This is a genomic window from Aurantimonas coralicida DSM 14790 (genome assembly GCF_000421645.1).
Taxonomy (GTDB): Bacteria; Pseudomonadota; Alphaproteobacteria; order Rhizobiales; family Rhizobiaceae; genus Aurantimonas; species Aurantimonas coralicida.
This window is the reverse complement of the sequence record NZ_ATXK01000009.1, coordinates 34,830-60,664: the sequence shown is the minus strand read 5'-3', so window position 1 is coordinate 60,664 and position 25,835 is coordinate 34,830. Positions and strand designations below refer to the sequence as shown.

The following is a 25,835-nucleotide window of genomic DNA, read 5'->3' as shown; positions in this document are numbered from 1 at the left end:
GTTGCCCGTCATTCCTTGGTGGTGATTTCGGAGGACTGGCCGTAGCGCACGACCCGGATCTTGCCGTTCCGGGCGTTCTCCTGGGCGAGCAGGAAGGCCGCATAGCCGGGCGAACCGGGCACGGAATCGGCGAGCGAGCGCAGCGACAGCACCAGACGGTCGGCGATCTGCTGGGCAGCGGTGAGGGCTTCGGCCTGGTCGGGATCGACTTCCAGCGTCGCGGTCGATCCGACCACGACCTTCTCGCCGTCCTTCTCCTGGATGGTCTGGTCGATGGCCAGGACCCGCAGATTGCGCAGGACGGTCTCGGTCAGCACCTGGTCGCCACGGTTCTCCGAGCTGGACACCCGGCGGGTCATGATGACGTCGACATGGTCGTTCGGCAGGACGAAGCCGCCGGCCGAGGTCTCAGCCGCGATCTGGACGGCGACCGCCCGCTTGCCGGCCGGCAGGACGGCGGACATGAAGCCCTGGTCCGAGCGGATCAGCTTGGATTCGCGCACCGGTTCGCCGGCGAAGAAGGACTGGCGGGCCAGCGAGCCCTTGAGCGTCTCGATGGCGTCGGGCCGGTCGGATTTGCGGATCAGCGTCGGTCCGATGCCGTCCTCGGGCCAGCTCTGCCAGTCGAGCGCCTCGTCCACCGCCTCGCCCATCGACAGGTCGCGGGACGTGACCAGCACTTCGGCGAGCTTGATCGGCGGCTCGGCCGGCGCCGCGGTGATGATCACCGGTTCGGCCTTTTCGGGCTGCAGGTTCAAGGCGACGAATGCCGCACCCATGGCTGCGACCAATGCGACCGCCACAACTGCCATGCGGGCTAGATTCATCGGGCTACTCCTCGCAAACGAGGCCGCGACCATGCGGCTGTTCACGACGGTTATCGCCGACAAACCCTCAATGTATGGTTAACGAAACCTCTCCCGCCCGATCGGCAGGCCTCAGAACGGGGCGCTGCGGGCCGCGATGTCGATCCAGACACTGCCGGAATAGACGGTCAGGCCGGCCAGGCCGAGGGCGATTCCATAGGGAATGCCGGTCTCGCGTTCGAGCAGGCGATCGATGAAGGCGACGCCGGTCACGGGCTGCAGAAAGGCCCGGATGGTCAGGAGCCCTATCGTCAGGAGCCCGCCATAGATGCTGGCGAAGAGGATGTATTCGAGGAGCATGGGGGTGGGCCCGAACCACACCGCGGTGGCGGCCAGGAGCTTGGCGTCGCCGCCGCCCATCCAGCCCGCGGCGAACATGCCGAAGCAGACGGTCAGGCAGACGAGGCCGATGCCGAGATGGGCACCGATCGCACCGGGCGCCATGCCGGCCGCATAGGCGACGACGGGAAAGGCCAGGGCGAGGAGGATGGAGACGCGGTTGGCGATGGTCATCGTCACCAGATCCGACGCGGCCGCATAGAGCATGGCGAAGGGGAAGATGACGAGGAGCGCAAGAGCCGTCACACGCCTACTCCAATATCCAGGACCGGGCGAAGCATCTGCTCCGTCCCGGTCCTGATGATCTTGAAATCACGCGGCATCTCCACGCGATGCGTCGCAATTAGTTGATCGTGGAAGGCGTGGAGCCGAGCATCGTGCCGATGTTGGTGAAGGAGGTGGTCAGGCCGCCGGTCACGAACGGGAAAGCGGCGATCAGGGCGACAGCCATGATGGCGGCGATCAGGCCGTATTCGATGGCGGTCGCGCCGGACTCATCCTTGGCGAAGCGAGCGAAAAGCTTGGACATTGGGAACTCCTTGATATCCAGATACCCGTTTGAAGCAGTATCCCCGTCGACTGCCTTGTCGATCGGATTGAGCCATGTCTAAGGGTGGCCGGTTGCGATCGTCTTAAGCGGCGTGGTTTATTTTCCCTTCGCCTCTTGCGTCGAATTTTCACCTTTGCTTCACGACCGGGCTTAATCCTGCGTTTACCAAGACCGTTCTACCTAGAGTGAGGACTCCAGCAGCAGAACGGGATGAGCCACATGACCAGCACACTGCGCGCCGCACTGGCTGCGATCGCCGTTCTCGCCGCATGCGGGAATGCCGCCGCCTTCGACAGCCGCGACGTCCTGCCGGTCGAGGTGGATCACGCCCGGATCGTCCAGATCGACAACCCGGCGGCCACGGTGATCGTCGGCAACCCGGCGATCGTCGACGTGGAGGTGCTGTCCTCGAACCGCCTGGTCCTCACGGGCCGCAGCTACGGCATCACCAATCTCGTCATCCTCGACGCCAATGGCGACATCGTCATGGACCAGCAGGTCGCGGTGCAGAGCTTCGAGGACAACACGGTGCGGGTCTACCGCCAGGCCAGCCGCGTCACCTATGCCTGCGCCCCCAAATGCGAGCCGACGGTGACCATCGGCGACAATGTCGACAGCTTCGGCGAGGCCGCGCAGCAATATGCCCAGCGCCAGGGCATGGCGATGGATGCCGCCAAGCAGTAATGCCGCGCCTGCTCCTCGCGCCGCGCTATCCCACCTCCCCTGTGAAACCCTCCCGGTCCGCCTATCTGCCTGACCACACGCCGCGGCGGCCCTGGCCGGCCGTCGGCGCCTGACAGGCCGGGACTCCGGTCGCGGCAAGGAGAGAATGTTGGCGCGCGCTGTTCTGATCGTTCTCGATTCCTTCGGGATCGGCCATGCAAGGGATGCCGAAGCCTTCGGCGACGCGGGAGCCGACACCTTCGGCCATATCCTCGAACGCGCCGAAGCCGGCGAGGCCGACCGTGCCGGCATCAGACAGGGCCCGCTCGCCCTGCCCAACATGCGCCGCCTCGGCCTCTTCCATGCCGCCGGTCTCGACGGCGACGGATCGCCCGCCGGCCTCTGGGGCTCGGCCGGCGAGGTCTCCCATGGCAAGGACACCCCGTCCGGACATTGGGAGATCGCCGGCGTGCCGGTGACCTTCGACTGGGGCTATTTCCCCCACACCGTGCCGACCTTCCCCGCCTCCCTGATCGCGCAGATCGGCGACGACGCCGACATTCCCGGTATTCTCGGCGACTGCCATGCCTCGGGCACCACGATCATCGCCGAACTCGGCGAGGAGAGCATCGCGTCCGGCAAGCCGATCTTCTACACCTCCTCCGACAGCGTGCTGCAGATCGCCGCCCACGAGACCCATTTCGGCGTGGAGCGGCTCTACGCGCTCTGCGCGGTCGCACGGCGGCACGTCGATCCCTTGAATATCGGCCGGGTCATCGCCCGGCCCTTCACCGGCGAGACCGCCGCGACCTTCCGCCGGACCGCCAACCGCCGCGACTATTCGGTGCCGCCACCCGAGCCCACCATCCTCGACCGCGCCGTCGCCGCCGGCCGCCGGGTCATCGCGATCGGCAAGATCGGCGACATCTTCGCCCACCAGGGCATCTCCGAGGTGCGCAAGGGCGACGGCAACATGGCGCTGTTCGACGCCATGCTGGGCGCCTTGGACGACGCGAGCGACGGCGACATCGTCTTCGCCAATTTCGTCGATTTCGACATGCTCTACGGCCACCGGCGCGATGTCGCCGGCTATGCGGCGGCGCTGGAATCTTTCGACGCGCGTCTGCCCGAGCTCGAAGCGCGACTGCGGCCGGGCGATCTCGCCATCATCACCGCCGATCACGGCTGCGACCCGACCTTCCGCGGCACCGACCACACCCGCGAGAACGTGCCCGTGCTCGGCTTAGGGCCGGGCATCGCCGCCCGCGCCATCGGCCACCGCGAGACCTTCGCCGATATCGGCGAGAGCGTTGCCGCGCATCTCGGCCTGCCGGAAGGCCGCCACGGAACGAGCTTCCTGTGAAGGCGGACGCCGCCCCGGCCCTCGCCCGCGCAAGCTCCGGCGGTGCCGTCCCCATGGCCGAACTCCACTGCCATATCGAGGGCGCGGCCCGCCCCGCACTGGTGCTGGAACTGGCGGAACGCCACGGCATCGACCTCGGCGGCATCGTTCGCGACGGCGCCTATGTCTGGGACGACTTCACCAGCTTCCTCGCAGCCTATGATCGCGCCTCGCTGGTCTTCCGCGACGCGGCTGACTATTGCCGCCTCGCCGAGGACCATCTGACGGGCCTTGCCCGCGCCGGCGCGGTCTACGCCGAATTCTTCATCTCACCCGACCACGCGGCAACGGCCAGTGTGCCGGGCGATGCCTATCTGGGCGGTCTCGCCGAGGGTATCCGCCGGGCGACGGCCGCGACCGGCATCGAGGCGCGGATGATCGTGGTCGGCGTTCGCCATCTCGGTGCCGATCGGGTCGAGGCCGCCGCACGCTTTGCGGCGACCCATGCGGTGCGCGAACCGCTTCTGACCGGCTTCGGCCTTGCCGGCGACGAGCGCATCGGCACGCCCCGGGACTTCGCCCCTGCCTTCGACATCGCCCGCGACGCCGGGCTCGGCCTGACCGCCCATGCCGGCGAATTCGACGGCGCGGAGAATGTCCGCGAGACGGTCGAGATCCTTCGAACGAGCCGCATCGGCCATGGCGTGCGCGCGGTCGAAGCGCCGGACGTGGTGCGGATGCTGGCCGACAAAGGCATCGCCCTCGAAATCTGCCCCCACTCCAACCTTGCGCTTGGCGTCTATCCGGACGTGGCATCGCATCCGCTGCGGCCACTGGTCGAGGCCGGATGCCGGGTCACGCTGAACTCCGACGATCCGCCCTTTTTCGCCACCGATCTTGCGGCCGAATACGCTTTTGCTGCGTCTGCCGGCTTCGGGCCGGGCGACCGTCTCGGCTTCACCCGCAACGCCATCGAGGCCGCCTTCGTCGACGAAGCGACCCGGCAGCGTCTCCTCCAACAACTCGTTGTCTCGGCGATCGCCCTTGGCGCGCCGTCATCGTCCGGTTAAGCAGAAGCCAAATCAGCCAGAAAGCGAGGCCCCATGGACGGCGTCACCGTGATCGACCACCCGCTGGTCCAGCACAAGCTCACCATCATGCGCAACAAGGAGACCTCGACGGCGAGTTTCCGCCGGCTGCTGCGCGAGATCTCCACGCTCCTCTGCTACGAGGTCACGCGCAATCTCGACCTGACGACGATCCGGATCGAGACGCCGATGGAGGCGATGGATTCGCCCGTGCTGGAAGGCAAGAAGCTGGTCTTCGCCTCGATCCTGCGGGCCGGCAACGGCCTTCTGGAGGGCATGCTCGACCTCGTGCCGGCCGCCCGCGTCGCCCATATCGGGCTCTACCGCGACCACGAGACGCTGCAGCCGGTCGAATATTACTTCAAGGCGCCCGAGGATCTGGAAAACCGCCTTGTCATCGTCGTCGACCCGATGCTGGCAACGGCCAATTCGGCCATCGCGGCGATCGAGAAGCTGAAGGAGCGCGGCGCGAAGAACATCCGCTTCCTCTGCCTGCTGGCGGCCCCGGAAGGCATCGAGCGGTTCCGCACCGCCCATCCGGACGTCCCGGTCTTCACCGCCTCGATCGATCGGCACCTCAACGACAAGGGCTACATCGTGCCCGGCCTCGGCGACGCTGGCGACCGGATGTACGGCACCAAATAGCCGCCACGGCGGGCCGGTCTTAACCGATCGGCAACCGCGCCGGGCGATGGCCGCCCGGCATCGCCGGCTTTTCGCCTCCGGTTAACCCCGCTGCGCCCACACTGTCCGACCTAAGTCGCAACGGGTCGGACCGCCGGATGCAGAACTTCGTCATCATCCTTGCCGTGACCTCGCTGGTCGCGCTGGCCGTGCCATCGGCCTTCGAGCACTACCGCGCCGGCATGCTGTCCGGCCAGGTGGAGACCGTCGAACGCGCCCCCGAGGTCATCGATGCGGCGATGGAACGTCCCGCCAGCCTTTCCGGCCGCGTCGCGCGCCTCGCCGCCGATGCCAGTGGCCATTTCCGGACCGATACGCGGATGAACGGCCGCTCCGTGCCGGTCCTCGTGGATACCGGCGCAACCTACGTTTCCATCAACGACACCACCGCCCGCCGCCTCGGCGTCGCCCCGCAGCTCGATGAATATCGCTACACGGTGCAGACGGCGAATGGCGAGACCACGGCCGCCCTCGTCACGGTCGCGCGGATGCAGCTCGGCCCGATCGAACTGCGCGACGTCGACACGCTCGTCACCCGCGACGGCACCCTGCCCGTCGCCCTCCTCGGCATGAGCTTCCTCGGTCGCCTGTCGAAATTCGAGATCGCGGACGAGCAGCTGACGCTGAAGCAATAGGACCAGTCCGAGGCGCTCAGCCGATGCGGTCGATGACCGCGGGCCGTGAGCCACCTGGCCCTGCATCGCCGAAGCTGTAAGCTGCCCGGACCACCGCCGCTGCCGCCTCGGCCGCCGCCTCGTCCCGCGCATGGACCAGCGCGATCGGATCGCCCTCGCCCAGCATCGTGCCGATCGGTGCGAGCTCCGTCAGGCCGACCGAATGGTCGACCGCATCCTGCGGCCGCGTCCGTCCACCGCCGAGGCCGACGACGCAAAGCCCGAGCTGCCGCGCATCGACGGCCGTGACGGTACCCGGCCCCGTCGCCACGATTGGTCGGACAACCGGCGCCCTGGGCAGATACGCATCCATCCGCGCGACGAAATCGACGGGTCCGCCGAGCGCAGCCACCATCCGGCCGAAGATCTCCGCCGCGCGCCCGTCGTCGAGGACGGTGCGGGCCTTGGCCTCGCCGGCGACGAGATCCGGCCCAAGCCCGGCCAGCACCAGCATCTCCGCCGCCAGCGCTAGCGTCACCTCTTCCAGAGCCGCGTCGCGGTGGTCGCCGGTCAGGAAGCGAACGGCGTTGCGCACTTCCACCGCGTTGCCGGCCGCCGAGGCCAGTGCCTGGTCCATGCGGGTGATCAGCGCCGTGGTCTTCAGCCCAGCCCCGTTGGCCACCTCGACGAGGCTCGTCGCCAGCGCGCGGGCGTCCGCCTCGCTGGCCATGAAGGCGCCGGAGCCGCATTTGACGTCGAGCACCAGGCCTTCGAGCCCGCCCGCCAGCTTCTTCGACAGGATCGAGGCGGTGATCAGCGGGATCGATTCCACCGTCGCCGTCACGTCCCGCACGCCGTAGAAGCGCTTGTCGGCCGGGGCGAGTTGGCCGGTCTGGCCGATGATCGCGCAGCCGACGTCGCGCACGGTCCGCCGGAACGTCGCATTGTCGGGCGTCACCGAATAGCCGGGGATCGATTCCATCTTGTCCAGCGTACCGCCGGTATGGCCGAGCCCGCGCCCCGAGATCATCGGCACGGCCGCGCCGCAGGCGGCGACGATCGGCGCCAGCATTAGCGAGACATTGTCGCCGATGCCGCCGGTCGAATGCTTGTCGACGACTGGGCGGTCGAGGTCGGACCAGTCGAGGACATCGCCGCTGTCGCGCATCGCCTCGGTCAGCGCGACGGTCTCGTCCCGCGCCATGCCCTGGAAGAAGACGGCCATGGCAAAGGCGGCGACCTGCCCCTCGGTGACGCTGCCGTCGTCGAAGCCGGCGATGAAGGCCTTGATCGCGGCCGGATCGAGGGTCTCCCCGTCCCGCTTGGCGCGGATGAACTCCTGCGGCAGGACCGCCATCAGTAGCCGGCCGCCCCGCCGGCCCGCGCCTTGCCGCCTGCCACGGCGAGAAGATCGCCGAGGACGCTGGACGCGCCCAGACGGAAGCGCTCCGGCGTCGCCCAGCCGGGGCCGCAAATCGCCTCGGCGAGTTCGAGATAGCCGTTCGCGTCCTCGAAGGTCTTGATGCCGCCGGCCGGCTTGAAACCGACGTCGCGGCCGGAATCGGCGATCGCGCCGAGCAGCAGCCGGGCGGAGACGGGTGTCGCGTTCTCGGCGACCTTGCCGGTCGAGGTCTTCAGGAAGTCGGCCCCGCCGTCGAGTGCCGCCTGGCAGGCCACGCGGATCGCGTCCGGGTCGCCGATCTCGCCGGTCTCCAGGATCGTCTTCAGCCGCGCCGTGCGGCAAGCTGCCTTCACCTGGCGCACCTGGTTCTCGACGAAATCCGGATCGGCCGGAATCTTCCGATAGGCGATCACAAGGTCGATCTCCTCGGCACCGTCGGCGACCGCCACGCGAGTCTCGGCGAGGGTCGCGTCCAGATCCTCGCCGCCGGCCGGGAAGTTCACCACCGTCGCGATGCGGATGGCCGGCGCCAGCTTTTCGCGCGCGAAGGCGACGAATTGCGGCCAGATGCAGATCGCTGCGACCGGCCCTTCCGGCGTCGCCGCCCGGTCGCACAGCGCCGCGACATCGGCCTCGGTGCAGTCGTCGTTGAGATTGGTCAGGTCGAGGCAGGCGATCAGTTGCCGGGCGCGGGCCTGCATGTCGGCATCAGTCATCGAAGCCTCCGTTTTCCAGCATGGCACCCAGAATCCGCGCCAGCCGCGCGCCACCCTTTGGCGCCATGTCCTTGGTCTCCGCATGGGAGAGTTCGGCGCCGGTCATGCCGGCCCCGTAATTGGTGATCACCGAGGCGGCGACGACCCTCAGGCCGAAGAACCGCGCCAGGATGGTTTCGGGCACCGTCGACATGCCGACCGCGTCGGCGCCCAGCGTGCGCGCCATGCGGATCTCTGCGGGCGTCTCGAAGGACGGGCCGGAAAACCACATGTAGACGCCGCCGAACAGCGTCTCGCCGGCCGTCTCGGCGGCGGCGGCCAGACGCTCGCGCAGCTCGGCATCATAGGCCGCCGTCATGCCGACGAAGCGGGCGTCGGAGGCTTCGCCGATCAGCGGGTTGAGCCCGGAATAATTGATGTGATCCTCGATCATCATCACCGAGCCAGGCGGCATGTCCTCGCGCACCGAGCCGGCCGAATTGGTCAGGAGCAGCCGTTCGATACCCAGCGCCGCGATCGCCGCGATCACCGGCCGCATCACCGCCGCATCGCCGGCCTCGTAATAATGGACGCGGCCGGACAGGACGAGAATGTCGCGCCCACCGAGCCGGCCGACGACGATCTCGCCGGCATGGCCCGTCACCGCGCTCACCGGAAAGCCGGGGATCTCGGCGAAGGGGATCCGGATCGTATCCGCCATCGCATCGACCAGCAGCCCCAGTCCCGATCCCAGCACCATCGCGGCCACCGGGCGGCGGTCGCCCAGCCGGTAGCGCAGATAATCGGCGGCCGCGCTCATGCGAGGCTCTCGGTGTCGAAGGCGCGCGGCAGGAGTTCGCCCATGGTGACGGTCTCGCGAACGCCGCCGTCAGCGTCGCACAGATGCACCTTCGTTGCCGCGTCGGCGAATTCGGCGATGCGCTGGCGGCAGCCGCCGCAGGGCGTGCACAGCGGCAGCTTCTCGGCGACCACGGCCACCTCGGCGATCCGCCCGCCGCCGTCCATCACCAGATGGCCGATCGCCGTCGTCTCGGCGCACCAGCCTTCGGGAAAGCTAACGATCTCGACATTGCAGCCGGAGAAGATGCGACCGTCCGTGGTGCGCAGGGCTGCGCCGACAGGGAATTTCGAATAGGGCGCGTGGGCGCGCCGCATCGCGGACTTCGCCAGCGCGAAGAGATCGTCCGCCATTTCTATCTTTCTTTCACATAGGGAACGCCGCCGGCCTTGGGCGGGGTGGCCTTGCCGACGAAGCCGGCCAGCAGGATCACGGTCAGGATGTAGGGCAGCGCCTGCACGAACTGCACCGAAATCTCGCCGATCAGCGGAATCTCGACGCCCTGGACGCGGATCGAGATCGCGTCGAGGAAGCCGAAGAGCAGGCAGGCCAGCATCACCGGTAGCGGCTTCCAGTTGGCAAAGATCAGCGCCGCCAGCGCGATGTAGCCCTTGCCGGCAGTCATGTCGCGGGTGAAGCCCGCGGCCTGCGCGACCGCGAGATAGGTCCCCGCAAAGCCGGTGAGGATGCCGCAGATGATCACCGCCCGGTAGCGCAGCCAGGTCACCGAGATGCCGGCTGTGTCGACTGCCGCCGGGTTCTCGCCGACGGCCCGCAGACGCAGGCCGAAGCGGGTGCGGAACATCACCCACCAGGTCAGCGGCACCATCAGGAAGGCGACATAGACGAGGATCGCGTGGCCGGAGAGGATGTCGGCATAGATCGGGCCGATCACCGGCACGTCGGCGATGGCGGCTGCCCCCGGCAGCTCGATGGCGCCGAAGCGGCTGTCGCCGGACAGGCTCGGCGTGCGCCCGCCCTGGGCGAACCAGGCCTGGCCGAGGATGATGGTCAGGCCGGCGGCGATGAAGTTGATGGCGACGCCCGAGACGATCTGGTTGCCGCGATAGGTGATCGAGGCAAGGCCGTGGATCAGCGAGAAGCCGGTCGCGGCGAGAACGCCGACCAGCAGCCCGAGCAGCGCCGAGCCCCAGACGGCGGCCGCCGAGGCCGAGGCGAAGGCGGCGATCAGCATCTTGCCTTCCAGCGAGATGTCGAAAATGCCGGAGCGTTCGGAATACAGGCCCGCCAGCGCCGCGAAGAGCAGCGGCGTCGACAGCCGGATGGTCGAATCGATGACGTTGATCCAGGCGCCGGCATCCATCAGCGGGACTCCTCGACATCGGCGCCCGCCGGCTCCGCGGTGCGGAACCGCACCCATTGATAGGCCGCACCCACGCCGGGCCGGAACATGTTCTCCATGGCGCCGGCAAACAGGATGACGAGGCCCTGGATGATGACGATCATGTCGCGCGAGATCGCCGGCATATCGAAGGCGAGTTCCGCCCCGCCCTGGTAGAGAACGCCGAACAGGATGGCGGCGGGGATGATGCCGGCCGGGTGGCCGCGCCCCATCAGTGCGACGGCGATGCCGACGAAGCCGGCGCCACCGGGGAAGTCGATCAGCAGCCGGTACTGGTCGCCCATCACCGGGTTCAGCGCCATCATGCCGGCGAGCCCGCCGGACACCATCATGGTCACGACGATCAGCCGCGTATGCGACATGCCGGCATAGCGCGCGGCGCGCGGCGAAAAGCCCAGCGTGCGGATCTCGTAGCCGAGCCGCGTGCGCCAGATCAGCACCCAGACGAAGAAGGCCGCGGCGAGCGCCACGAACAGCGAGACGTTGAGCGGAGCGCCGCCGAGATTGAAGCCGAACAGCGCGAACAGCTCCTTCAGCTTCGGCAGCTGGCCGCCCGCCTCGAAGGTGCCGGTGCCCGGCGACATGGTGCCGGCGGGCTTCAGCGCGCCGACGAGGAGATAGACCATCACCGCCGCGGCGATGAAATTGAACATGATCGTGGTGATGACGATGTGGCTGCCGCGCTTGGCCTGCAGGATCGCCGGGATGAAGGCCCAGGCCGCGCCGAAGGCGCAGGACAGGGCGACGGCCAAAGGCAGGTTCAGCCACCAGGGCAGGATGCCGCCCAGCGTCAGCGCCACCGCGGCGACGCCGAGGCCGCCGATATAGGCCTGCCCCTCCCCGCCGATATTGAACAACCCGCCATGAAAGGCGACCGCCACGGCAAGGCCGGTGAAGATGAAGCTGGTGGCGTAATAGAGGGTGAAGCCGATGCCCTCGCCATAGCCGAAAGCGCCGCGGATCATCAGCGCCGCGGCCTCGACCGGGCTTTCGCCGACGACGAGGACGACGAGACCGGCGACGGCGAAGGCCACGACGAGATTGATCAGCGGAATCAGACCGTAGTCGATCAGCGGCGGAAGCTTGGCGTAGGGGCGGCTCATGCGGCGGTCACTCGTCGCTCGCGAGAAGGTCGAGATGACCGTCGTCGGACAGCTTGAAGAACGGATTGTGGGCATATTCCCACAGATGCCCGTCGAGATCGCGGAAATTGCCGGAGAACCCGCCCCAGAAGACTTCTGCCGGCGGCTTCACCGGCAGGGCACCGGCCGCGAGTGCCCGATCATAGGCCTCGGACACCGCGTCGACGGAGGCGAAATTCACTGCCAGCGCCACCGAACCGGAGCCCACCGGCAATTCGCCCTCGCCGCCATCGGCGATCATCTCGGCGCGGTTCCACAGGCCGAGGACGATCGACGCGCCGACCATGAACGCCGTCGATTCGACGCTCTGCGGCGCCTTCGTCCAGCCCAGCGCCTCGTAGAAGGCCACGGCCCGGGCGACATCGGCAACGCCGAGCGTGACGAGGGAAATGCGCGCCGCGCTCATTCCGCCGCCTCCTGCCCCTCGATTCCGGCCATCAGCAGGCCGAGCTCGCCTTCGTTGGCATCGGGACTGCGCTCGCCGACGATGCGGCCGGCGAACATGACGAGGATGCGATCCGACAGGGCGCGGATCTCGTCGAGCTCGACCGAGACGAGCAGAATCGCCTTGCCGGCGTCGCGCATCTCGATGATGCGCCGATGGATGAACTCGATCGCGCCGACATCGACGCCGCGGGTCGGCTGGCCGATCAACAGCACGTCCGGATCGCGCTCCATCTCGCGGGCCAGCACGATCTTCTGCTGGTTGCCGCCGGAAAAGTTCGAGGTCTTCAGCCGGCAGTCCGGCGGACGGATGTCATAGGCCTTGATCTTGGCCTCGGCGTCGCGGCGCATGGCGTCGCGGTCGAGCAGCGGCCCCTTGGCGAAGCGCGGATCGCCCTGGTAGCCGAGAATGGCGTTCTCATTTTCCTCGAAGGGCAGGACGAGGCCCATATGATGACGGTCCTCCGGCACATGGGCGCAGCCCATGCGGCGGATCTCGGCCGGATCGACCTCCTGCGACGGGTCGATGTCGCGTCCCAGCATGGCGATGCGGCCGCTTTCGGCCCGGCGGATGCCGGCCAGCGCCTCCAGAAGTTCCGACTGGCCGTTGCCCGCGACGCCGGCGATGCCGACGATCTCGCCGGCCTTCACGTCGAAGGAGACGTCCTCGACCATGACGACGCCGCGCCGGTCGCGCACCGTCAGGCCGGTCACGCTCAGCTTCACGTCGCGCGGCGCGGCCGGCGCCTTGTCCACCGTCAGGAGCACGCGGCGCCCGACCATCAGCTCGGCAAGTTCGGCGGCATCGGTGTCGGCGGTGCGGCGCGTCGCCACCATCTCGCCCTGCCGCATCACCGAGACATTGTCGGTGATCGCCATGATCTCGCGCAGCTTGTGGGTGATCAGGATGATCGTCTTGCCCTCGTCGCGCAGCTGCCGCAGCACCGCGAAGAGGTGGTCCGCCTCGGCCGGGGTCAGGACGCCGGTGGGCTCGTCGAGGATCAGGATGTCGGCGCCACGATACAGCGCCTTCAGGATCTCGACCCGCTGCTGGCGGCCGACGGGAAGCTCCTCGACGATGGCGTCGGGGTCGACGTCGAGCGAATGGTCGCGCTCCAGCCGCTTCAGCTCGGCCCGCACCCTGGCGATGCCGGAAAACAGCAGCGGCGACTGCTCGGCGCCGAGCATGACGTTCTCGACCACGGTGAAGTTCTCGACCAGCATGAAATGCTGGTGGACCATGCCGATGCCGGCCGCGATGGCGGCGTTCGGATCGGAGATGTCCACGGTCTTGCCACCGACTTTGATCGTGCCGGAATCGGCCTGGTAGAAGCCGTAAATGATCGACATCAGCGTCGACTTGCCGGCGCCGTTCTCGCCGATGATGCCGTGGATCGTGCCACGTTCCACCGCCAGATTGATGCGCTTGTTGGCCCGCACCACGCCGAAGCTCTTGTCGATGTCGATCAGTTCGATCGCCGGATCGGGCATGCAGATTCTCTGGCCTGTCGTCGTTCGCCGGAGCTTAGAGAGCGGGGGCCGTGAATGCCAGTCCATAAGCGGCCCGCACCGCATCGCCGGATCGGGCGTTGCGTTGGCGGCACGCATACGGGATGAGTCGGCAAACGCGGACGACGGACGAGAGCGATGCCGGACGACAGACAACAGGACCGGCCGGGGCCGGCACGGCGCGAGGCCTACCGGGCCTTCGTGCCGTTGACGACGCGCTGGTCGGACAACGACATCTATGGCCACATGAACAATGTCGTGCACTACGCCCTGTTCGACAGCGCGGTGAATGGCTGGCTGATCGCCAACGGTCTCCTGGACATCCATCGCGGCGACCGGATCGGGCTCGTGGTGGAGACCGGCTGCCGCTACTTTGCCGAACTCGCCTTCCCCGACCCGGTCACGGCCGGCATAAGGGTGGGCCGGCTGGGCACCTCATCGGTGCGCTACGAGGTCGGGCTGTTTCGCGGCGAGGCCGACACCGCGGCGGCGGAAGGGTTCTTCGTTCATGTCTATGTCGACCGCCACACCCGCCGCCCGGCCCCGCTGGACGACCGGCTGCGCAACAGGCTTCTGGAGCTGACCCTATGAGCGAGACCGACGACGGCAACGAGAAGCGGATCGAGGATCTGGAGATCATGGCGGCCCACCAGGCCCAGATGATCGAGGATCTGTCGGAGGAATTGCAGCGGGCTTCCGCGGCGATCGAACGGATGCAGCGCAGCCTGCGCTCGCTGGGCGACCGCTTCGAGGCGCTGGAGGACGTGGCGATGCCGCGGCCGGAAAACACCAAGCCGCCGCATTATTGAGCGGCGGCCCGGCCGGGCGTCACGGCAGCCGGGCGATCCGCTCGGTCAGAAGCGCGAAATAGGCATCGGCATCGCCCGAACGCACCCAATGGGCGTTCTGCGGCCGGTCGGTGACGCCCCAATAGTCGCAGACGGTCATGCCGCGGGTCAGAAGACTGCCGGTCTCAACCTCCACATTGACCGGCCGCGCCGTGAAGATGTCGGGGCGTAAGACGAAGGCGGTCACGCAGGGATCGTGCAGCGGCGCGCCCTCCCAGCCGTATTTCTCCACGTCGAAGCGCTCGGAAAAGTTCAGCATCGCCGCGACCGCAGCGCCCGAGCGATTGCCCAGATCGCCGAAGCCGGCGATTCGCGCGCGCGTCGAGCGCATGAAATGGGTCACGTCGAGGGGCAGGACGGTGATCGCCGCGCCGCTGGCAAAGACGATCGCGGCGGCCTCGGGATCGACATAGATGTTGAACTCGGCCGCCGGCGTGATGTTGCCCCCCTCGAAGCAACCGCCGCCCATCAGGACGATGTCCTTCAACCGCGCTGCAATGTCCGGCGCCTTGGTGAAGGCGACGCCGAGATTGGTCAGCGGCCCGAGCGCCATCAGCCGGATCGTCCCGGCCGGATGGGCGCGGATCGTCTCGATCAGGAAATCGACGCCATGGCCCTCGCGCGCCGCAAGCTTCGGCTCCGGCAGGTCCGGCCCGTCGAGACCGGTCTGGCCATGCACATGCTCGGCCGTGACCAGCGGGCGCAGCATCGGCCGCTCGCAGCCGGCATGGACCGGGATCTCCGGCCGGCCGGCCAGTTCCAGCAGCTTCAGCGCGTTCTTCGTGGTCAAAGACAGGGGAATGTTGCCGGCCACGGTGACGATGCCGAGAATGTCGAGCTCCTCCGGCGAAGCGAGCGCCGTCAGGATCGCAACGGCATCGTCCTGGCCGGGATCGGTGTCGAAGATCACTTTCTGGGTCATCGTGCCTGTCCTTCGCCGTTGGCTGCGGCCCGCCGATAGCACTGCGCGCCGGACGGCGAAAGCGTGCAGGTACCGGGCCCAGTGGCAAAAAAGGCGCCCCGCGAACGGGACGCCTTTCGATCACGCCGCGACGAAGCGCGGGATCAGTAGGGGCAGCTGGAATCGGTGCTGTAGTCGTGCACCTCGATCTTGCCGTCGATGATGTCCTGCCGCGCCTGGTCGACGGCGGCCTTCATCTCCTCGGTGATCAGATCGGCATTGTGCTCGTCGAGGGCATAGGCGACGCCGTCATTCTCGAGGCCGAGCGTGACGATACCGGGCTTCCACTCGCCCTTCGCCGCGTCGTCGAAGGTCGTGTAGACCGCCGTGTCGACGCGCTTGACCATCGAGGTCAGGACATGGCCGGGAAACAGCATGTTCTGGTTGGAATCGACGCCGATGCCGTATTTGCCCGCGTCGGCCGCCGCCTGCAGCACGCCGATGCCGGTGCCGCCGGCGGCGTGGAAGACGACGTCCGCGCCCTGGTCCATCTGCGACTTGGTCAACTCGCCGCCGCGCACCGGATCGTTCCAGGCCGCGCCGGTCGTGCCGGTCATGTTCTCCAAGACCTTGGCGTCCGCCTTCACCGACTTGACGCCGCCGGCATAGCCGCAGGCGAATTTCGAGATCAGCGGAATATCCATGCCACCGACGAAGCCGACCGTGCCGGTCTCCGACTTCATCGCCGCCAGGATCCCGACGAGGTAGGAGCCTTCCTCTTCCTTGAAGAGGATCGACTGGACGTTCGGCGCGTCGACGACCGCGTCGATGATGGCGAACTGGGTGTCGGGATATTCCTTGGCGACCGCTTCCAGCGCCGCGGCTTGGCTGAAGCCGACCGAGATGATCGGGTTTGCGCCGTCACGGGCGAAGCGGCGCAGCGCCTGCTCGCGCTGGGCGTCGTTGGTGATCTCGAACTCGCGATATTCGGTGCCGCTGTCGGCCTTGTACTTCTCGGCGCCGTTATAGGCGGCCTCGTTGAAGGATTTGTCGAATTTGCCGCCGAGGTCGTAGAGCAGCGCCGGGGCGAAATCGGCGGCCGAGGCCGAGGAAGCCGAAAGGAGCGTGGCGGCCAGAAGTCCGGCCAGGAACTGTTTCATGTGATCCGATCCCTGTTGCAATGGGCTGGTGGCGACAGGCCCTGGGACCCGTCTGGCTCGCGGCGCCGGCACAGCCCCGCGTCTGTCCCGAAGACTGGCATGGCCGCCGCCGGAAATCACGCGGAATCAGATCACTTGGTGTACGCGCCGCCGCCCAAACGGATCGCCTACAAAGCGGCAGACGACTTCCCCGGCTGAAACATCCGCAGCGTCATCCTCGGGCTCGACCCGAGGACCCATGCCAAAACGCCGGAACCACCGCTCCGGCGACGAACTGGCTTCGGGGCAGCGCTTCGATGGCCGGAACGCGCCCGCACCCCGCCCTATCCTGCCGCCGGCGCTATTGCGCCGCTTCCGCCCCGAGCCCCACCGGACACGACACGCCGGTGCCGCCGACGCCGCAATAGCCGCTCGGATTCTTCGCCAGATATTGCTGGTGATAGCCCTCGGCATAATAGAACTCGCCGGCCGGGCGAATCTCGGTGGTAATCGTCCCCTTGTGGCCGGCGGCCGTCAGCGCCTCCTGATAGGCGGCCTTCGACGCCTCGGCGGCAGCCCGCTGATCCTCCGAGGTCAGGTAGATCCCCGAGCGGTACTGGGTGCCCATGTCGTTGCCCTGGCGCATCCCCTGGGTCGGGTCGTGGCCTTCCCAGAAGGTCTTGAGCAGCGTCTCGTAGCTGATCCTGGCCGGATCGAAGACCACCAGCACCACCTCGTTGTGACCGGTCTGGCCGGTGCAGACTTCCTGGTAGGTCGGGTTCGGCGTCGTGCCGGCGGCATAGCCGGCGGCCGTCACCACCACGCCCGGCAACTGCCAGAACTTGCGCTCGACGCCCCAGAAGCAGCCCATCCCGAAGATCGCCGTCTCCAGCCCGTCGGCGAACGGGCCCTTCAGCGCCTCGCCATTGACGAAATGGGTCTCGGCCGTCTCGATCGGCGCATCGCGGCCCGGCAGCGCATCCTCGGCGCCCGGCAGCTTCATCTTCTTGGAAAACATGTCGAGAATATACATGGTCTGCTCCTAACTGTCGTTTCTGGCGGTCCGGTCAGCGCAGCGACGGCCGGCGCCGGGACCATGGCTTGCGGCCGAGGACGAGGAAGACGAGGCCGGCAACGCCCGCGGTGATCGCCACGGACCAGCGGCCGATCTCGCGGGTCGCGGTGGCCAGCGTCGCGCTGTCGGTCGCCGGCGGCAGGCTGCTGCCGATAAGGGCCAGCGCCTCGGCGACGGTCAGAAGCCGCGCCGTTTCGGCCGCCAGGCTGCGGGCGATGTCGCCGACGGCGAACACCACGCACACACAGAGGAACAGCGTTCCGATCAGGCGCAGCAGCAATCGCATCGTTTCTCCCTCGCGTCGTTCCGTGGCCCGCTTCGCGCTTCCGGCGGCCCGGCCCCATCATCTCGCCCGTCATGCCGACGGCCTGCGGCGAAGCAGCCGTGACGGCGAGACTAGCACAATCGAATGGCCCACTGAGGATAGGTGGGGGCACTGCCGCGCCGGCACAATCGCCGCTGGCAGAAGGCCGCATCACGGTTTGGCGAAATCGGCTCTTGAACCGCGAAGCGTTCTGGCTATAGTCCGCGCCGTTCGAGAGGGCCGCGAACGCACTGATTTGGTGCGCTCCGGCCCGGTCGCCTTTCAGGCGTCACAGACGGCCAGACCGCCCGTTTGTAGCCTCGAACATCTGGTGAGGTGGCCGAGTGGTTGAAGGCGCACGCCTGGAACGCGTGTATACGGGAAACCGTATCGAGGGTTCGAATCCCTCTCTCACCGCCATTAAACGCCCGCCCGCCCGCGGCGTCGGCGACAAACCTCTGACAAATTTCGATATTCAGGAAACTGCGGCGTCGCAAAGCGTTCCGCACCATCATCCTGCGTCCTGTTCGCGCCTAGCACGCCGGAACCTGGTGGCCGAACGCCTGCGCGGAGCCTCCATCGAATCCGTCGGATCGCAGCGGGTTTCGGGCCTTCTCGAACCGGAGCGGAAGGCTGCGGCGGGAGGCTTCCTGAATGATGCCGAGCTCGATGGCGGTTTCGTCGAGCGGGTCCTGCAGGGCGTATCCGGCCAGGATGCTGGCCTTGATCTCGCCGAAGACGAGCGATCCTGCATCGTGTGCGCGTTCCACCGCTTCGCCGATGGCCTCCCTCAACGACATCTGCATCGCCCGCTCCGATTCGATCTCCTCGATCGTCCCAGTCTGGCCGGTCCCGGCGAGCCGCTCGCTTAACTGGTATAAGCAGACCTTATTGTTTCGGCCCGGTCGCCCGGTTTGAAAGCCTCTCGCTGACAGCGTGCTTCACGCCATGCAGGCGGAGGCGCTCATTCGTCCGCTTCCCTTGCTTCGGCGACCGCAAGTTCCAGCCCTTCGATGAGGATGAACACCAGGCTGGACAGCAGCCCCGCGACGAACCAGCTGGTCGTTCCCGACAGCCAGTGGCCGATCAGAGTGGTGACGCCCAGCGCCAGGCCGACGGAGACGAAGTTCATCATGCGGCCGAACAGCCGGGTGCTGGTGGATTCATCGTCCGGCTGGTGGCGCAGGAACAGGAGAGCCAGCCATTCGGCCACCATGAAGGCCAGAACGGTGCCGGCAGCCCCGGCGAAGATTCGCACCGCCGAAGCGGGGGCGACGAGGTTCAGCAGCGCGAAAGAGCCCGTGATGGTCGTCGAGAAGGCGAAGGCCGATGAATTGTCCATCACGCTCAACCGGAGGTTCTTCAGGATCAGGCTCGATCGGCGCATCGCCTCCCCCCCCAGTGGCTTGCAGTCAGCGATCTGCGAAACCGGTGCCCCACCCGAGCCACGGCGCCGCTCCGCCACGGCCGCTCAACATGGAAGCTCGCCGATTGGCCGGAAGGTCCCCCGCCGCGTCGTGGATCGGCCGTTCGCCTATGCCTTGCCGAGCGGTATCGAAATCTCACATTCCATCTTGTGCCGATCAAGCCGGATCGTCGTGTGGGCGTCGATCTGGTAGCCGAGTGTGCGTTTCAGGAGCTCGAAGCCGAAACCGTCGCGGATCGTTTCGGGCAGCGGATCGCGCAGCCCCGTCTCGGCCCATTCGAAGTCGAGCCACCGCGTTCCGTCCCGATCGTCCAGCCGCCATGTGACGCGCACCGATCCGTCGGGCGTCATCAGCGGCCCGTATTTGATGGCGTTCTGGGTCAGTTCGTGAATGGCGAGGGCAAGCGGTTCGGCAATGCGCGCCGGCAAACGGATCGACGGACCGTCGATGTGAACATTCTCGCCTTCGCGCAGGGCGCCAGCCAGGATTTCCTCGGCAACGATCTCGACCAGCGCGACGTCGCCGGCCGGACTGCGGGCGACATAGGTCTGGATGCGGCCCAGCGCGTCGAGCCGCCCCTCCAGATGGCCCGCGAAATCGGTGACGCTGGCGCTCGTTTCGCCGGTGCGCCGTACGATCGAGCGGATGTTCGCCAGATTGTTGCGCACGCGGTGCTGCAGTTCCGCCAGAAGCCGGCGCTGCTCGTTCCTCAGATTCTGCAGATCGTCGACATCGGTCGCGGTGACCAGCCAGGCCGGCGCGTCGGTATTGTCCGGATCGGGAACGGGAAGCGCAGACCCCATGATCTTGAACCACCGGTAGCTGCCGGTTCGCGCCTCGAGCATGCGGATATGGGCGGCGCGGCCCGGCTCGTCCGCAGGCACGCTTGCCGCCAGGGCGGTCTCGCGGTCCTCGGGGTGAACCGCCTCGAGCCAGCCGCGCCGGCGGTCTTCCGCCGGATCGAGGCCCGTGTAGCTCACCCATTGCGGGCTCGCCCAGGACCATCGTCCATCCGCGGCAAAGGCCCACAAGAGCGCCGGAACCGCCTCAATGATCGTCGACAGCCAGGCCTCCCTCGCCTGTCGGGAGCGCGATTGCGAACGGTCCGGCCCGGCCATCAGGCCGCCCTTTCGCGTGCGGATCCGGCCCCGCTTGCCGCCGTCATGAGGACGAGGAGAGAGCCCGCCCGGGCGACACCAATCATTCGATCCCCGACGGATCGCGTCCCGGGCCAAGGCCTATCCGGGTCTTCAACATTGTCTCCCGGCTCCACGAAACTCTCCCCGCAAACAGAAGCAAAGCGTTGTCGCGTAAGATGCCCTTCGGGCCTTTGCATCCTCGCGGCAGCCTTGCCCGATCATTGCGTTTTCCAGACACCCAACCGCCTCCGCTCTGGTTCGGTTCAGACGATTGTCGGCATTTTCTGCGCACGGCTAGGTATTTGCCGCCAGATGGCTGCCTTCTTGACCGAGGTGCAGATAGTTCGGATTGAACATGGCGGCCTGCTGCAGACCCGGCAGATCGAGAATGCGCAGGCGGGAATCGTGCAGATGAATGAGGTTGGACCTGCGCAGATCCTGCAGCACGCGGTTGACGCTGACGGGTGTCAGGCCGGTCGCCTCGCCGAGCTCGCTCTGGGTCAGCGGAAACAGGCAGGCGCCATCGGTGACGAGCCCGACGCAATCGAGCCGCGTGTAGAGTTCGCAGATCAGATGGGCGATGCGCTCGCGCGCGTCGCGCTGGCCGACATTCATCGTCCATTCCCGCTGGACCGCCGCCGTAACCAGCGTGTCCCACCACAGCGCCTGCATCACGCGGGGGCTTCGGGCGATGGCGCGTTCGAAGGCATCGCGCGAGATCTCCACGACCGTGACCGATGTCAGCGCCGCGATCGAATGATCCATGTATTTAAGGATGAAGATGTTCAGGTCGCAGATGTCGCCGGGAACGAAGATCGACATGATCTGCCGCTTGCCGTTCTCCAAATCCTTGTAGCGGCAGGCCCATCCGTCGAGGAACAGATTGACGACCTCCGGCTTGTCGCCCTCGTTGATGATCGTTTCGCGGGCCCGGTAGACGCGCTGCCGATGCTGCGCGAGCGCCTCGAGAGCGTCCCGATCGTCCGATGCCAGCCGCGTGAAATGCTCGAGCTTGCGGATCAGCTTGTGGGGCATTGCACTCCAGTCCGGACGATCGCCTGTCGAAGGGAATCCTCCTCGAAAGATCATGCCCGCGAGGGGGGCTGCAGCGATCGACTCCGCTCAGCCCGATAACCTATCACTCCGCTGGATGGTGGCCTCACCTTTTTCTGTAAAGCACTGTTTCCATAGGCATGACCCAAGCGGACCGATCCGCCTGCGGGAGCCCGCCGCTGCGCGCCGAAAGGCTACCGCCCTTGGCCGAACAGCTCGCGCATCAGCCTGGCGGCGTCGGTCGGCTTCTCGTAGAGCGGGACCTTGCTGTAGGATTGCGGAATGGCCCAGCGTTCATAGCCGCTCGAGAAGACATAGGGGACGTTGCGCGCGCCGAGGGCGTCGGCAAGCAGGAAGATCATCTCGCCGCGCAGATTGATGTCGAGGATCGCCGCGCTGACCACCGTCTCGGTTTCCAGGCAACGCATGGCGCCGTTCACATCGGCAAAGGGCCCCAGCACCTCGGCGCCGGACGATCGCAGGCTGCGGCTCATGTCTTCGGCGAGGAAGTACTCGTCCTCGACGAGAAGCACGCGTTTGCCGGAAAGGTCGAGCCGGCGATCACTCTGCCTGTTCGCCACCATATTCATGGTTCGCTCCTCTCGTTACCGCCTTGCGATATCCGCCTGACCGGGAGATCGATCGTGCATTCGACGCCATCGTCGGTCAGGCGATAGGTCGTACGCGCATCAAGCTGGAAAGGCAGAGCCTTCTCGATGAGTTCCCGGCCGAAGCCGCCGGCCGACATCGGGCTCTTGCGTTCCAGGCTCATCTCCACGCCGGTTTCGATCCATTCGAGATGCAGGAATTCCACGCCGTTCGCGTCCGTCTGCCGGCGCCACGATACGGCCAGCCGGCCGTTCCCCACCAGCGCACCGTATTTGGTCGCATTCGTGGTCAGTTCATGGATCGCCAGTGCGAAGGTCTGGAGCGTCGCGGAGCGCAGCTCGACATCCGCCGGCCCGTCCAGCACCACCCGGTCGCCCAGCGTGTCCGGATCGCCGCCCTGGGCGGCCAGCTCGGCGTGGACGAGTTCCAGAAAGGTCACGCGCTGGCCGCTTTCCAGTCGCGACAACATGCCGTTGACCCGCGACAGGGCGTCGAGACGGGTGTGATATTTCGCCAGGAAGGACTGGGTGGACTCTGCCCCTTCGGCGGTCTTATCGGCCAGCGAGCGAACCACGCCGAGAAGGTTGCGGGTGCGGTGCTGCAATTCGGCGACGAGAACCCGCTGGCGCTCCTGGAAGTCCTTGCTCTCTGTAATGTCGCTGGCGATGCCGAACCATTCGGTCAGCGCGCCGGACCCGTCGAAGATCGGGACGGCCCGCGCCAGCGCCCAGGCGCCGGTGCCATCGGCGCGCCGGGTCCGGTATTCGATCTCGAAAGGGGCCTGACGGGCGATAGCCGCGGTGACCGTCTCCTCGACCTGCTGACGGTCTTCGGGCTGGATGAAGCGGGCGAACCAGTTGTCGCCGCCGCTGTCGTCATCGCCAAGGCCCGCCTCGCCGGACAGCTCGCGCATGCGCGACCAGTCCGAGTTCATCCGGTACATGACCTGCGCACTGGCCTGGACGAGCGCCCGCAGCCGGCGTTCCGACTCGGCCAACCGGCGCTCCATCTCGAGGCGCTCGGTGATGTCGACGAAGGTCATCACCGTGCCGTCGATCCGGTCCTCGATGGTGCGATAGGGGCGCACCCGCATCATGTACCAGCGTCCGTTCCGGCTGCAGACCTCGCTTTCCAGCGGCGCCAGATCGCGCAAGACCTTCTTCACCTCCCGCTCGATGCCGTCATGCTCGAGCTGATGGGTGAAGTCGGTAATCTGCCGGCCGACATCGCTCTCGGCGACGTTGAACAATGCCGCGACGGGCGGCGTGAACATCTTGATGCGCAGCTGGGCGTCGAGGAAGAGCGTGCCGATCTCGGTCGCCGTGGTCAGGTTCTGCAGGTCGCTGTGCGCCGAGGAAATGCTCTGCAGCTTGACCTTCAGCTCGGCATTGACCGTCTGCAGTTCCTCGTTGATCGACTGCAGCTCCTCCTTGGAGGTTTCCAGTTCCTCGGAGGTGGACCGGTACTCTTCGTTGATGGATTGCAGTTCCTCGTTCGCCGCCCTCAGATCCTGGATCGAGGCCTCGTGCTCGTGGCGGCTGGCGACCAGCGCCTCCTGCGCGGCCTTCAGCTCGGCATGGAGGCGGCGCATCTCGCCGGGCTCGGCAAGGGCTTCGGGATCCGGGCCCTCGTCGATCTCGGCGGCCCCCCCGTCATTGAACAGGACCAGCGTCTGCACGGGAGCGGCCGTCCCGTGGGTCACGGGGATCACCGACAGGGTAATCCTGCGGATCGCCCCTTCCATGTCCACCGCTACCGGATGGGTCACCGTCGGCAGCTTCTGATCGAACGCCTTGCCGAGCGCCATCTTCAGATCGAGCCGCAGCTCCGGCCGCACGACCGCCGAGAGCCGGCTGGTGAACGGACCGGACGAGTGCAGGATGAACCGGCCTGCCGTCGGCGACATGTGCAGGATGTTGTAGCCGGCATCGACCAGCACGCTGGGCGGCGCGAAGCGTTCGAGTGCCGAAGCGTGGGTATCGGTCGGCGTCGCCGCCCGTCCGTCGCGCGCCACATGCGGCTCGGCGGCCTGCGCGTAGCCCGTGGCGCGATGGTCGGCGACGAGTTGCGGCAGTTCGGGCTGCATGCCGGGTGCCTTGGGCAGGCTGCGATAGATCCGCGCGTCCCGCTCGACGGTGGCGAACAGGTCCGGGCTGGAATCTGCGGTCTCGGCCGAGCCGAGGAACAGATAGCGGTTGCCCCGCAGCCCGTAGTGGAAGATCGAGCAGATCTGCTTCTGCAGCGAGCGCTCCAGATAGATCAGCAGGTTGCGGCAGGCGACGAGATCCAGCCGCAGGAAGGGCGGATCGCGCAGCACGCTGTGCGACGCGAACAGGACGCAGTCGCGGACCTCCTGGTTGACCCGGTAATGGGTGCCGTCGTCGTGGAAGTAGCGGGCGAGGCGCTCGTCGCTGACATCGGCACGGATCGAATGGGGGTAGCGGCCCTGCCGGCCCGTCGCCAAAGCGCCCTCGTCGAGATCGCTGGCGAAGATCTGGATCGGCACCTGCACCTTGCGCCGCTCCGCTTCCTCCAGCATCAGGATGGCCAGGCTGTAGGCCTCCTCGCCGGTGGCGCAGCCGGCGACCCAGGCGCGGATGCCCTCTTCCTCCAGATTGTCGAAGATCGGCGCGATGGCGCAGCGCGCGAGCGACGCGAAGGCGTCATTGTCCCGGAAGAACATGGTCACCGAGATCAGGAGGTCGCCGAACAGGTCCTGCGCCTCTTCCGGCGTGCTCTTCAGATAGTCGGCATATTCGGCGATGCTGGTGATGCGGTTGACCTGCATGCGGCGCAGCACGCGGCGCATCACCGTCGCGCGCTTGTAGCTGGAGAAGTCGTGTCCGGTCCGGGCCCGCAGGAAGGTGGTGATGCGGCGCAAATCGTTGGCCGCGCCGCCCTCGTCGAGCGAGCGAACCGCCTCCTTGCTGCGCGCGACCTCGCCGATCCGCTCCACCAGCCGGGCGATGGGGCCGACGAAATCCGCCGCGCCGGTGGCGATGGCGCTGTGCGGCATCGACGGAAAGCCCGCCTCGGCCGGCTCCTGCACGAAGACGACGCCGCCCGCCTCCTTGATCGAGCGAATGCCGATCGCACCGTCCGAGCCGGCCCCGGTCATGACCACCGCCAGACCATCGCCGCGCCCGGCCGCGATGGAGCGGAAGAACATGTCGATCGGCGCGCGATGCCCTCGAGGTTCGGTAAAGGGACGGGCGGCGATCGAATCGCCTTCGATGACCAGTTCGCGATCGGGCGAGATCACATAGACGCAGTTGGGCTTCAGGGCGGGCCCGTCATGGACCTCGTGAACCGGCATGGAGGTGCAGGCCGCCAGGATCTCGCTCAGGGCGCTCGGATGGTCGGGCGCCAGATGGACGATGACCACATAGGCCAGTCCGAGATCGTCGGGAATCTGCCGGAAGAAGCTGCGGAGCGCCGAGACGCCACCTGCGGACGCGCCGATGGCGCAGACCGGCGTGAAGCGTTGCATATTGGCGCCTGGACCAGCGCTCCCGTCGGACATGAAGCCTCATCGAATCTGCGTCATTCCCCCTTGGATATACGCCACGGTTGCACATTTGACAGCGCGCACCCGTCGGGACCGGCGTCGATCATGTGGCTGGCTTACGTTAGCGCGGGGATAGGGTCGCGAGCGCAGCGCTTCGCCCGCATGGCGCTGCGGCATGACGGCCTGTTCCTGACCTTGGGTGAGTAGGCGCCTCTCGAAGTCGTGAGGAACCCGTCGCGCCGCGACCCGTTCGGCCAAAAAGCTGCGCGGTC

At 67.2% G+C, this 25,835-nt stretch carries 28 protein-coding genes and 1 tRNA gene; 8 read left to right on the top strand and 21 right to left on the bottom strand.

What is annotated here, in order from left to right:
- Positions 1–8: 8 nt before the first annotated feature.
- From cpaB to H536_RS0116945, 3 genes are all read right to left on the bottom strand, one after another.
- Positions 9–827, bottom strand: coding sequence for a Flp pilus assembly protein CpaB (cpaB, locus tag H536_RS0116960; protein WP_024351598.1), 819 nt, complete (start codon positions 825–827; stop codon positions 9–11).
- A gap of 111 nt (positions 828–938) precedes the next feature.
- Complete coding sequence (locus tag H536_RS0116955) at positions 939–1,451, bottom strand: A24 family peptidase (protein WP_024351597.1); 513 nt, start codon at positions 1,449–1,451, stop codon at positions 939–941.
- A 97-nt stretch (positions 1,452–1,548) separates the two neighbouring features.
- Positions 1,549–1,734, bottom strand: a complete 186-nt coding sequence (locus H536_RS0116945) for a Flp family type IVb pilin (protein ID WP_024351596.1) — start codon at positions 1,732–1,734, stop codon at positions 1,549–1,551.
- Between the two features lie 240 nt (positions 1,735–1,974).
- On the opposite strand from H536_RS0116945, the gene H536_RS0116940 reads away from it, so the two are divergent.
- From H536_RS0116940 to H536_RS0116920, 5 genes are all read left to right on the top strand, one after another.
- Positions 1,975–2,439: a pilus assembly protein N-terminal domain-containing protein gene (locus tag H536_RS0116940; RefSeq protein ID WP_244495462.1), complete on the top strand. Its 465-nt coding sequence runs from the start codon at positions 1,975–1,977 to the stop codon at positions 2,437–2,439.
- A gap of 148 nt (positions 2,440–2,587) precedes the next feature.
- On the top strand, positions 2,588–3,781 hold the full coding sequence (locus H536_RS0116935; RefSeq protein ID WP_024351594.1) for a phosphopentomutase: 1,194 nt from the start codon (positions 2,588–2,590) through the stop codon (positions 3,779–3,781).
- Positions 3,782–3,834: 53 nt separating this feature from the next.
- Positions 3,835–4,830, top strand: a complete 996-nt coding sequence (locus tag H536_RS0116930) for an adenosine deaminase (protein ID WP_029703483.1) — start codon at positions 3,835–3,837, stop codon at positions 4,828–4,830.
- Between the two features lie 33 nt (positions 4,831–4,863).
- A complete protein-coding gene (gene upp / locus H536_RS0116925) occupies positions 4,864–5,493 on the top strand; it encodes a uracil phosphoribosyltransferase (RefSeq protein ID WP_009208086.1) in 630 nt (209 codons plus the stop codon).
- 137 nt (positions 5,494–5,630) lie between these two features.
- Complete coding sequence (locus tag H536_RS0116920; RefSeq protein WP_024351592.1) at positions 5,631–6,167, top strand: retropepsin-like aspartic protease family protein; 537 nt, start codon at positions 5,631–5,633, stop codon at positions 6,165–6,167.
- A gap of 16 nt (positions 6,168–6,183) precedes the next feature.
- Here the strand turns inward: H536_RS0116920 and deoA are convergent, their stop codons facing one another.
- The 8 genes from deoA to H536_RS0116880 are packed head-to-tail and all read right to left on the bottom strand — an operon-like array spanning position 6,184 to position 13,542.
- Positions 6,184–7,503, bottom strand: a complete 1,320-nt coding sequence (deoA, locus tag H536_RS0116915) for a thymidine phosphorylase (RefSeq protein ID WP_024351591.1) — start codon at positions 7,501–7,503, stop codon at positions 6,184–6,186.
- Positions 7,503–8,264 (bottom strand): deoxyribose-phosphate aldolase, encoded by a 762-nt coding sequence (gene deoC / locus H536_RS0116910; RefSeq protein WP_024351590.1) that lies wholly within the window; start codon positions 8,262–8,264, stop codon positions 7,503–7,505. Before deoC ends, deoA begins: the two co-directional genes overlap by 1 nt.
- Positions 8,257–9,063, bottom strand: a complete 807-nt coding sequence (locus H536_RS0116905; RefSeq protein WP_024351589.1) for a purine-nucleoside phosphorylase — start codon at positions 9,061–9,063, stop codon at positions 8,257–8,259. Before H536_RS0116905 ends, deoC begins: the two co-directional genes overlap by 8 nt.
- Positions 9,060–9,455, bottom strand: coding sequence for a cytidine deaminase (locus H536_RS0116900; protein ID WP_024351588.1), 396 nt, complete (start codon positions 9,453–9,455; stop codon positions 9,060–9,062). Before H536_RS0116900 ends, H536_RS0116905 begins: the two co-directional genes overlap by 4 nt.
- A gap of 2 nt (positions 9,456–9,457) precedes the next feature.
- Positions 9,458–10,426, bottom strand: a complete 969-nt coding sequence (locus H536_RS0116895) for an ABC transporter permease (RefSeq protein WP_024351587.1) — start codon at positions 10,424–10,426, stop codon at positions 9,458–9,460.
- Positions 10,426–11,568: an ABC transporter permease gene (locus tag H536_RS0116890; protein WP_009208079.1), complete on the bottom strand. Its 1,143-nt coding sequence runs from the start codon at positions 11,566–11,568 to the stop codon at positions 10,426–10,428. Before H536_RS0116890 ends, H536_RS0116895 begins: the two co-directional genes overlap by 1 nt.
- A 7-nt stretch (positions 11,569–11,575) precedes the next feature.
- Entirely contained in the window at positions 11,576–12,013 is a 438-nt protein-coding gene (locus H536_RS0116885; RefSeq protein WP_024351586.1) for a VOC family protein, read from the bottom strand.
- Positions 12,010–13,542 carry an ABC transporter ATP-binding protein gene (locus H536_RS0116880; RefSeq protein WP_024351585.1) on the bottom strand — a complete coding sequence of 511 codons (1,533 nt, stop codon included), beginning with the start codon at positions 13,540–13,542 and terminating at the stop codon, positions 12,010–12,012. The genes H536_RS0116885 and H536_RS0116880 overlap by 4 nt, the downstream gene beginning before the upstream one ends.
- Before the next feature lie 156 nt (positions 13,543–13,698).
- On the opposite strand from H536_RS0116880, the gene H536_RS0116875 reads away from it, so the two are divergent.
- Positions 13,699–14,151, top strand: coding sequence for an acyl-CoA thioesterase (locus tag H536_RS0116875; protein WP_024351584.1), 453 nt, complete (start codon positions 13,699–13,701; stop codon positions 14,149–14,151).
- Positions 14,148–14,369, top strand: a complete 222-nt coding sequence (locus tag H536_RS0116870; protein WP_024351583.1) for a SlyX family protein — start codon at positions 14,148–14,150, stop codon at positions 14,367–14,369. The genes H536_RS0116875 and H536_RS0116870 overlap by 4 nt, the downstream gene beginning before the upstream one ends.
- A 19-nt stretch (positions 14,370–14,388) precedes the next feature.
- Here H536_RS0116870 and H536_RS0116865 read toward each other — a convergent pair whose 3' ends face one another.
- The 4 genes from H536_RS0116865 to H536_RS0116850 all read right to left on the bottom strand — a co-directional run bounded on the left by H536_RS0116865 (position 14,389) and on the right by H536_RS0116850 (position 17,809).
- Positions 14,389–15,330, bottom strand: coding sequence for a nucleoside hydrolase (locus H536_RS0116865; RefSeq protein WP_024351582.1), 942 nt, complete (start codon positions 15,328–15,330; stop codon positions 14,389–14,391).
- 143 nt (positions 15,331–15,473) lie between these two features.
- The gene (locus H536_RS0116860) at positions 15,474–16,469 is read right to left on the bottom strand and encodes a BMP family lipoprotein (RefSeq protein WP_024351581.1); all 996 of its coding nucleotides are present in this window, start codon (positions 16,467–16,469) and stop codon (positions 15,474–15,476) included.
- A 340-nt stretch (positions 16,470–16,809) separates the two neighbouring features.
- The gene (gene msrA / locus H536_RS0116855) at positions 16,810–17,481 is read right to left on the bottom strand and encodes a peptide-methionine (S)-S-oxide reductase MsrA (RefSeq protein WP_029703481.1); all 672 of its coding nucleotides are present in this window, start codon (positions 17,479–17,481) and stop codon (positions 16,810–16,812) included.
- 34 nt (positions 17,482–17,515) lie between these two features.
- On the bottom strand, positions 17,516–17,809 hold the full coding sequence (locus H536_RS0116850; RefSeq protein WP_155898529.1) for a hypothetical protein: 294 nt from the start codon (positions 17,807–17,809) through the stop codon (positions 17,516–17,518).
- Positions 17,810–18,157: 348 nt separating this feature from the next.
- On the opposite strand from H536_RS0116850, the gene H536_RS0116845 reads away from it, so the two are divergent.
- A tRNA-Ser gene (locus H536_RS0116845) sits at positions 18,158–18,247 on the top strand.
- 113 nt (positions 18,248–18,360) lie between these two features.
- Here H536_RS0116845 and H536_RS0116840 read toward each other — a convergent pair.
- The 6 genes from H536_RS0116840 to H536_RS0116815 all read right to left on the bottom strand — a co-directional run bounded on the left by H536_RS0116840 (position 18,361) and on the right by H536_RS0116815 (position 25,545).
- Complete coding sequence (locus H536_RS0116840; RefSeq protein WP_024351578.1) at positions 18,361–18,633, bottom strand: hypothetical protein; 273 nt, start codon at positions 18,631–18,633, stop codon at positions 18,361–18,363.
- A gap of 158 nt (positions 18,634–18,791) precedes the next feature.
- Positions 18,792–19,214 carry a hypothetical protein gene (locus H536_RS0116835; RefSeq protein ID WP_024351577.1) on the bottom strand — a complete coding sequence of 141 codons (423 nt, stop codon included), beginning with the start codon at positions 19,212–19,214 and terminating at the stop codon, positions 18,792–18,794.
- A 147-nt stretch (positions 19,215–19,361) separates the two neighbouring features.
- On the bottom strand, positions 19,362–20,372 hold the full coding sequence (locus H536_RS0116830) for a sensor histidine kinase (RefSeq protein ID WP_024351576.1): 1,011 nt from the start codon (positions 20,370–20,372) through the stop codon (positions 19,362–19,364).
- 315 nt (positions 20,373–20,687) lie between these two features.
- Positions 20,688–21,428 carry a Crp/Fnr family transcriptional regulator gene (locus tag H536_RS0116825; protein ID WP_024351575.1) on the bottom strand — a complete coding sequence of 247 codons (741 nt, stop codon included), beginning with the start codon at positions 21,426–21,428 and terminating at the stop codon, positions 20,688–20,690.
- Between the two features lie 212 nt (positions 21,429–21,640).
- Positions 21,641–22,036 carry a response regulator gene (locus H536_RS0116820; protein ID WP_024351574.1) on the bottom strand — a complete coding sequence of 132 codons (396 nt, stop codon included), beginning with the start codon at positions 22,034–22,036 and terminating at the stop codon, positions 21,641–21,643.
- Positions 22,033–25,545, bottom strand: a complete 3,513-nt coding sequence (locus H536_RS0116815) for a chemotaxis protein CheB (RefSeq protein WP_029703478.1) — start codon at positions 25,543–25,545, stop codon at positions 22,033–22,035. The genes H536_RS0116820 and H536_RS0116815 overlap by 4 nt, the downstream gene beginning before the upstream one ends.
- Positions 25,546–25,835 lie beyond the last annotated feature (290 nt).

Excerpts from the sequence above, each read along its gene's own strand:
- cpaB (WP_024351598.1), bottom strand. The coding sequence starts at position 827 with ATGAATCTAGCCCGCATGGCAGTTGTGGCGGTCGCATTGGTCGCAGCC.
- H536_RS0116945 (WP_024351596.1), bottom strand. The coding sequence starts at position 1,734 with ATGTCCAAGCTTTTCGCTCGCTTCGCCAAGGATGAGTCCGGCGCGACC.
- H536_RS0116940 (WP_244495462.1), top strand. The coding sequence starts at position 1,975 with ATGACCAGCACACTGCGCGCCGCACTGGCTGCGATCGCCGTTCTCGCC.
- H536_RS0116930 (WP_029703483.1), top strand. The coding sequence starts at position 3,835 with ATGGCCGAACTCCACTGCCATATCGAGGGCGCGGCCCGCCCCGCACTG.
- upp (WP_009208086.1), top strand. The coding sequence starts at position 4,864 with ATGGACGGCGTCACCGTGATCGACCACCCGCTGGTCCAGCACAAGCTC.
- H536_RS0116920 (WP_024351592.1), top strand. The coding sequence starts at position 5,631 with ATGCAGAACTTCGTCATCATCCTTGCCGTGACCTCGCTGGTCGCGCTG.
- deoA (WP_024351591.1), bottom strand. The coding sequence starts at position 7,503 with ATGGCGGTCCTGCCGCAGGAGTTCATCCGCGCCAAGCGGGACGGGGAG.
- deoC (WP_024351590.1), bottom strand. The coding sequence starts at position 8,264 with ATGACTGATGCCGACATGCAGGCCCGCGCCCGGCAACTGATCGCCTGC.
- H536_RS0116905 (WP_024351589.1), bottom strand. The coding sequence starts at position 9,063 with ATGAGCGCGGCCGCCGATTATCTGCGCTACCGGCTGGGCGACCGCCGC.
- H536_RS0116900 (WP_024351588.1), bottom strand. The coding sequence starts at position 9,455 with ATGGCGGACGATCTCTTCGCGCTGGCGAAGTCCGCGATGCGGCGCGCC.
- H536_RS0116895 (WP_024351587.1), bottom strand. The coding sequence starts at position 10,426 with ATGGATGCCGGCGCCTGGATCAACGTCATCGATTCGACCATCCGGCTG.
- H536_RS0116890 (WP_009208079.1), bottom strand. The coding sequence starts at position 11,568 with ATGAGCCGCCCCTACGCCAAGCTTCCGCCGCTGATCGACTACGGTCTG.
- H536_RS0116885 (WP_024351586.1), bottom strand. The coding sequence starts at position 12,013 with ATGAGCGCGGCGCGCATTTCCCTCGTCACGCTCGGCGTTGCCGATGTC.
- H536_RS0116880 (WP_024351585.1), bottom strand. The coding sequence starts at position 13,542 with ATGCCCGATCCGGCGATCGAACTGATCGACATCGACAAGAGCTTCGGC.
- H536_RS0116875 (WP_024351584.1), top strand. The coding sequence starts at position 13,699 with ATGCCGGACGACAGACAACAGGACCGGCCGGGGCCGGCACGGCGCGAG.
- H536_RS0116870 (WP_024351583.1), top strand. The coding sequence starts at position 14,148 with ATGAGCGAGACCGACGACGGCAACGAGAAGCGGATCGAGGATCTGGAG.
- H536_RS0116865 (WP_024351582.1), bottom strand. The coding sequence starts at position 15,330 with ATGACCCAGAAAGTGATCTTCGACACCGATCCCGGCCAGGACGATGCC.
- H536_RS0116860 (WP_024351581.1), bottom strand. The coding sequence starts at position 16,469 with ATGAAACAGTTCCTGGCCGGACTTCTGGCCGCCACGCTCCTTTCGGCT.
- msrA (WP_029703481.1), bottom strand. The coding sequence starts at position 17,481 with ATGTATATTCTCGACATGTTTTCCAAGAAGATGAAGCTGCCGGGCGCC.
- H536_RS0116850 (WP_155898529.1), bottom strand. The coding sequence starts at position 17,809 with ATGCGATTGCTGCTGCGCCTGATCGGAACGCTGTTCCTCTGTGTGTGC.
- H536_RS0116840 (WP_024351578.1), bottom strand. The coding sequence starts at position 18,633 with ATGCAGATGTCGTTGAGGGAGGCCATCGGCGAAGCGGTGGAACGCGCA.
- H536_RS0116835 (WP_024351577.1), bottom strand. The coding sequence starts at position 19,214 with ATGCGCCGATCGAGCCTGATCCTGAAGAACCTCCGGTTGAGCGTGATG.
- H536_RS0116830 (WP_024351576.1), bottom strand. The coding sequence starts at position 20,372 with ATGGCCGGGCCGGACCGTTCGCAATCGCGCTCCCGACAGGCGAGGGAG.
- H536_RS0116825 (WP_024351575.1), bottom strand. The coding sequence starts at position 21,428 with ATGCCCCACAAGCTGATCCGCAAGCTCGAGCATTTCACGCGGCTGGCA.
- H536_RS0116820 (WP_024351574.1), bottom strand. The coding sequence starts at position 22,036 with ATGAATATGGTGGCGAACAGGCAGAGTGATCGCCGGCTCGACCTTTCC.
- H536_RS0116815 (WP_029703478.1), bottom strand. The coding sequence starts at position 25,545 with ATGCAACGCTTCACGCCGGTCTGCGCCATCGGCGCGTCCGCAGGTGGC.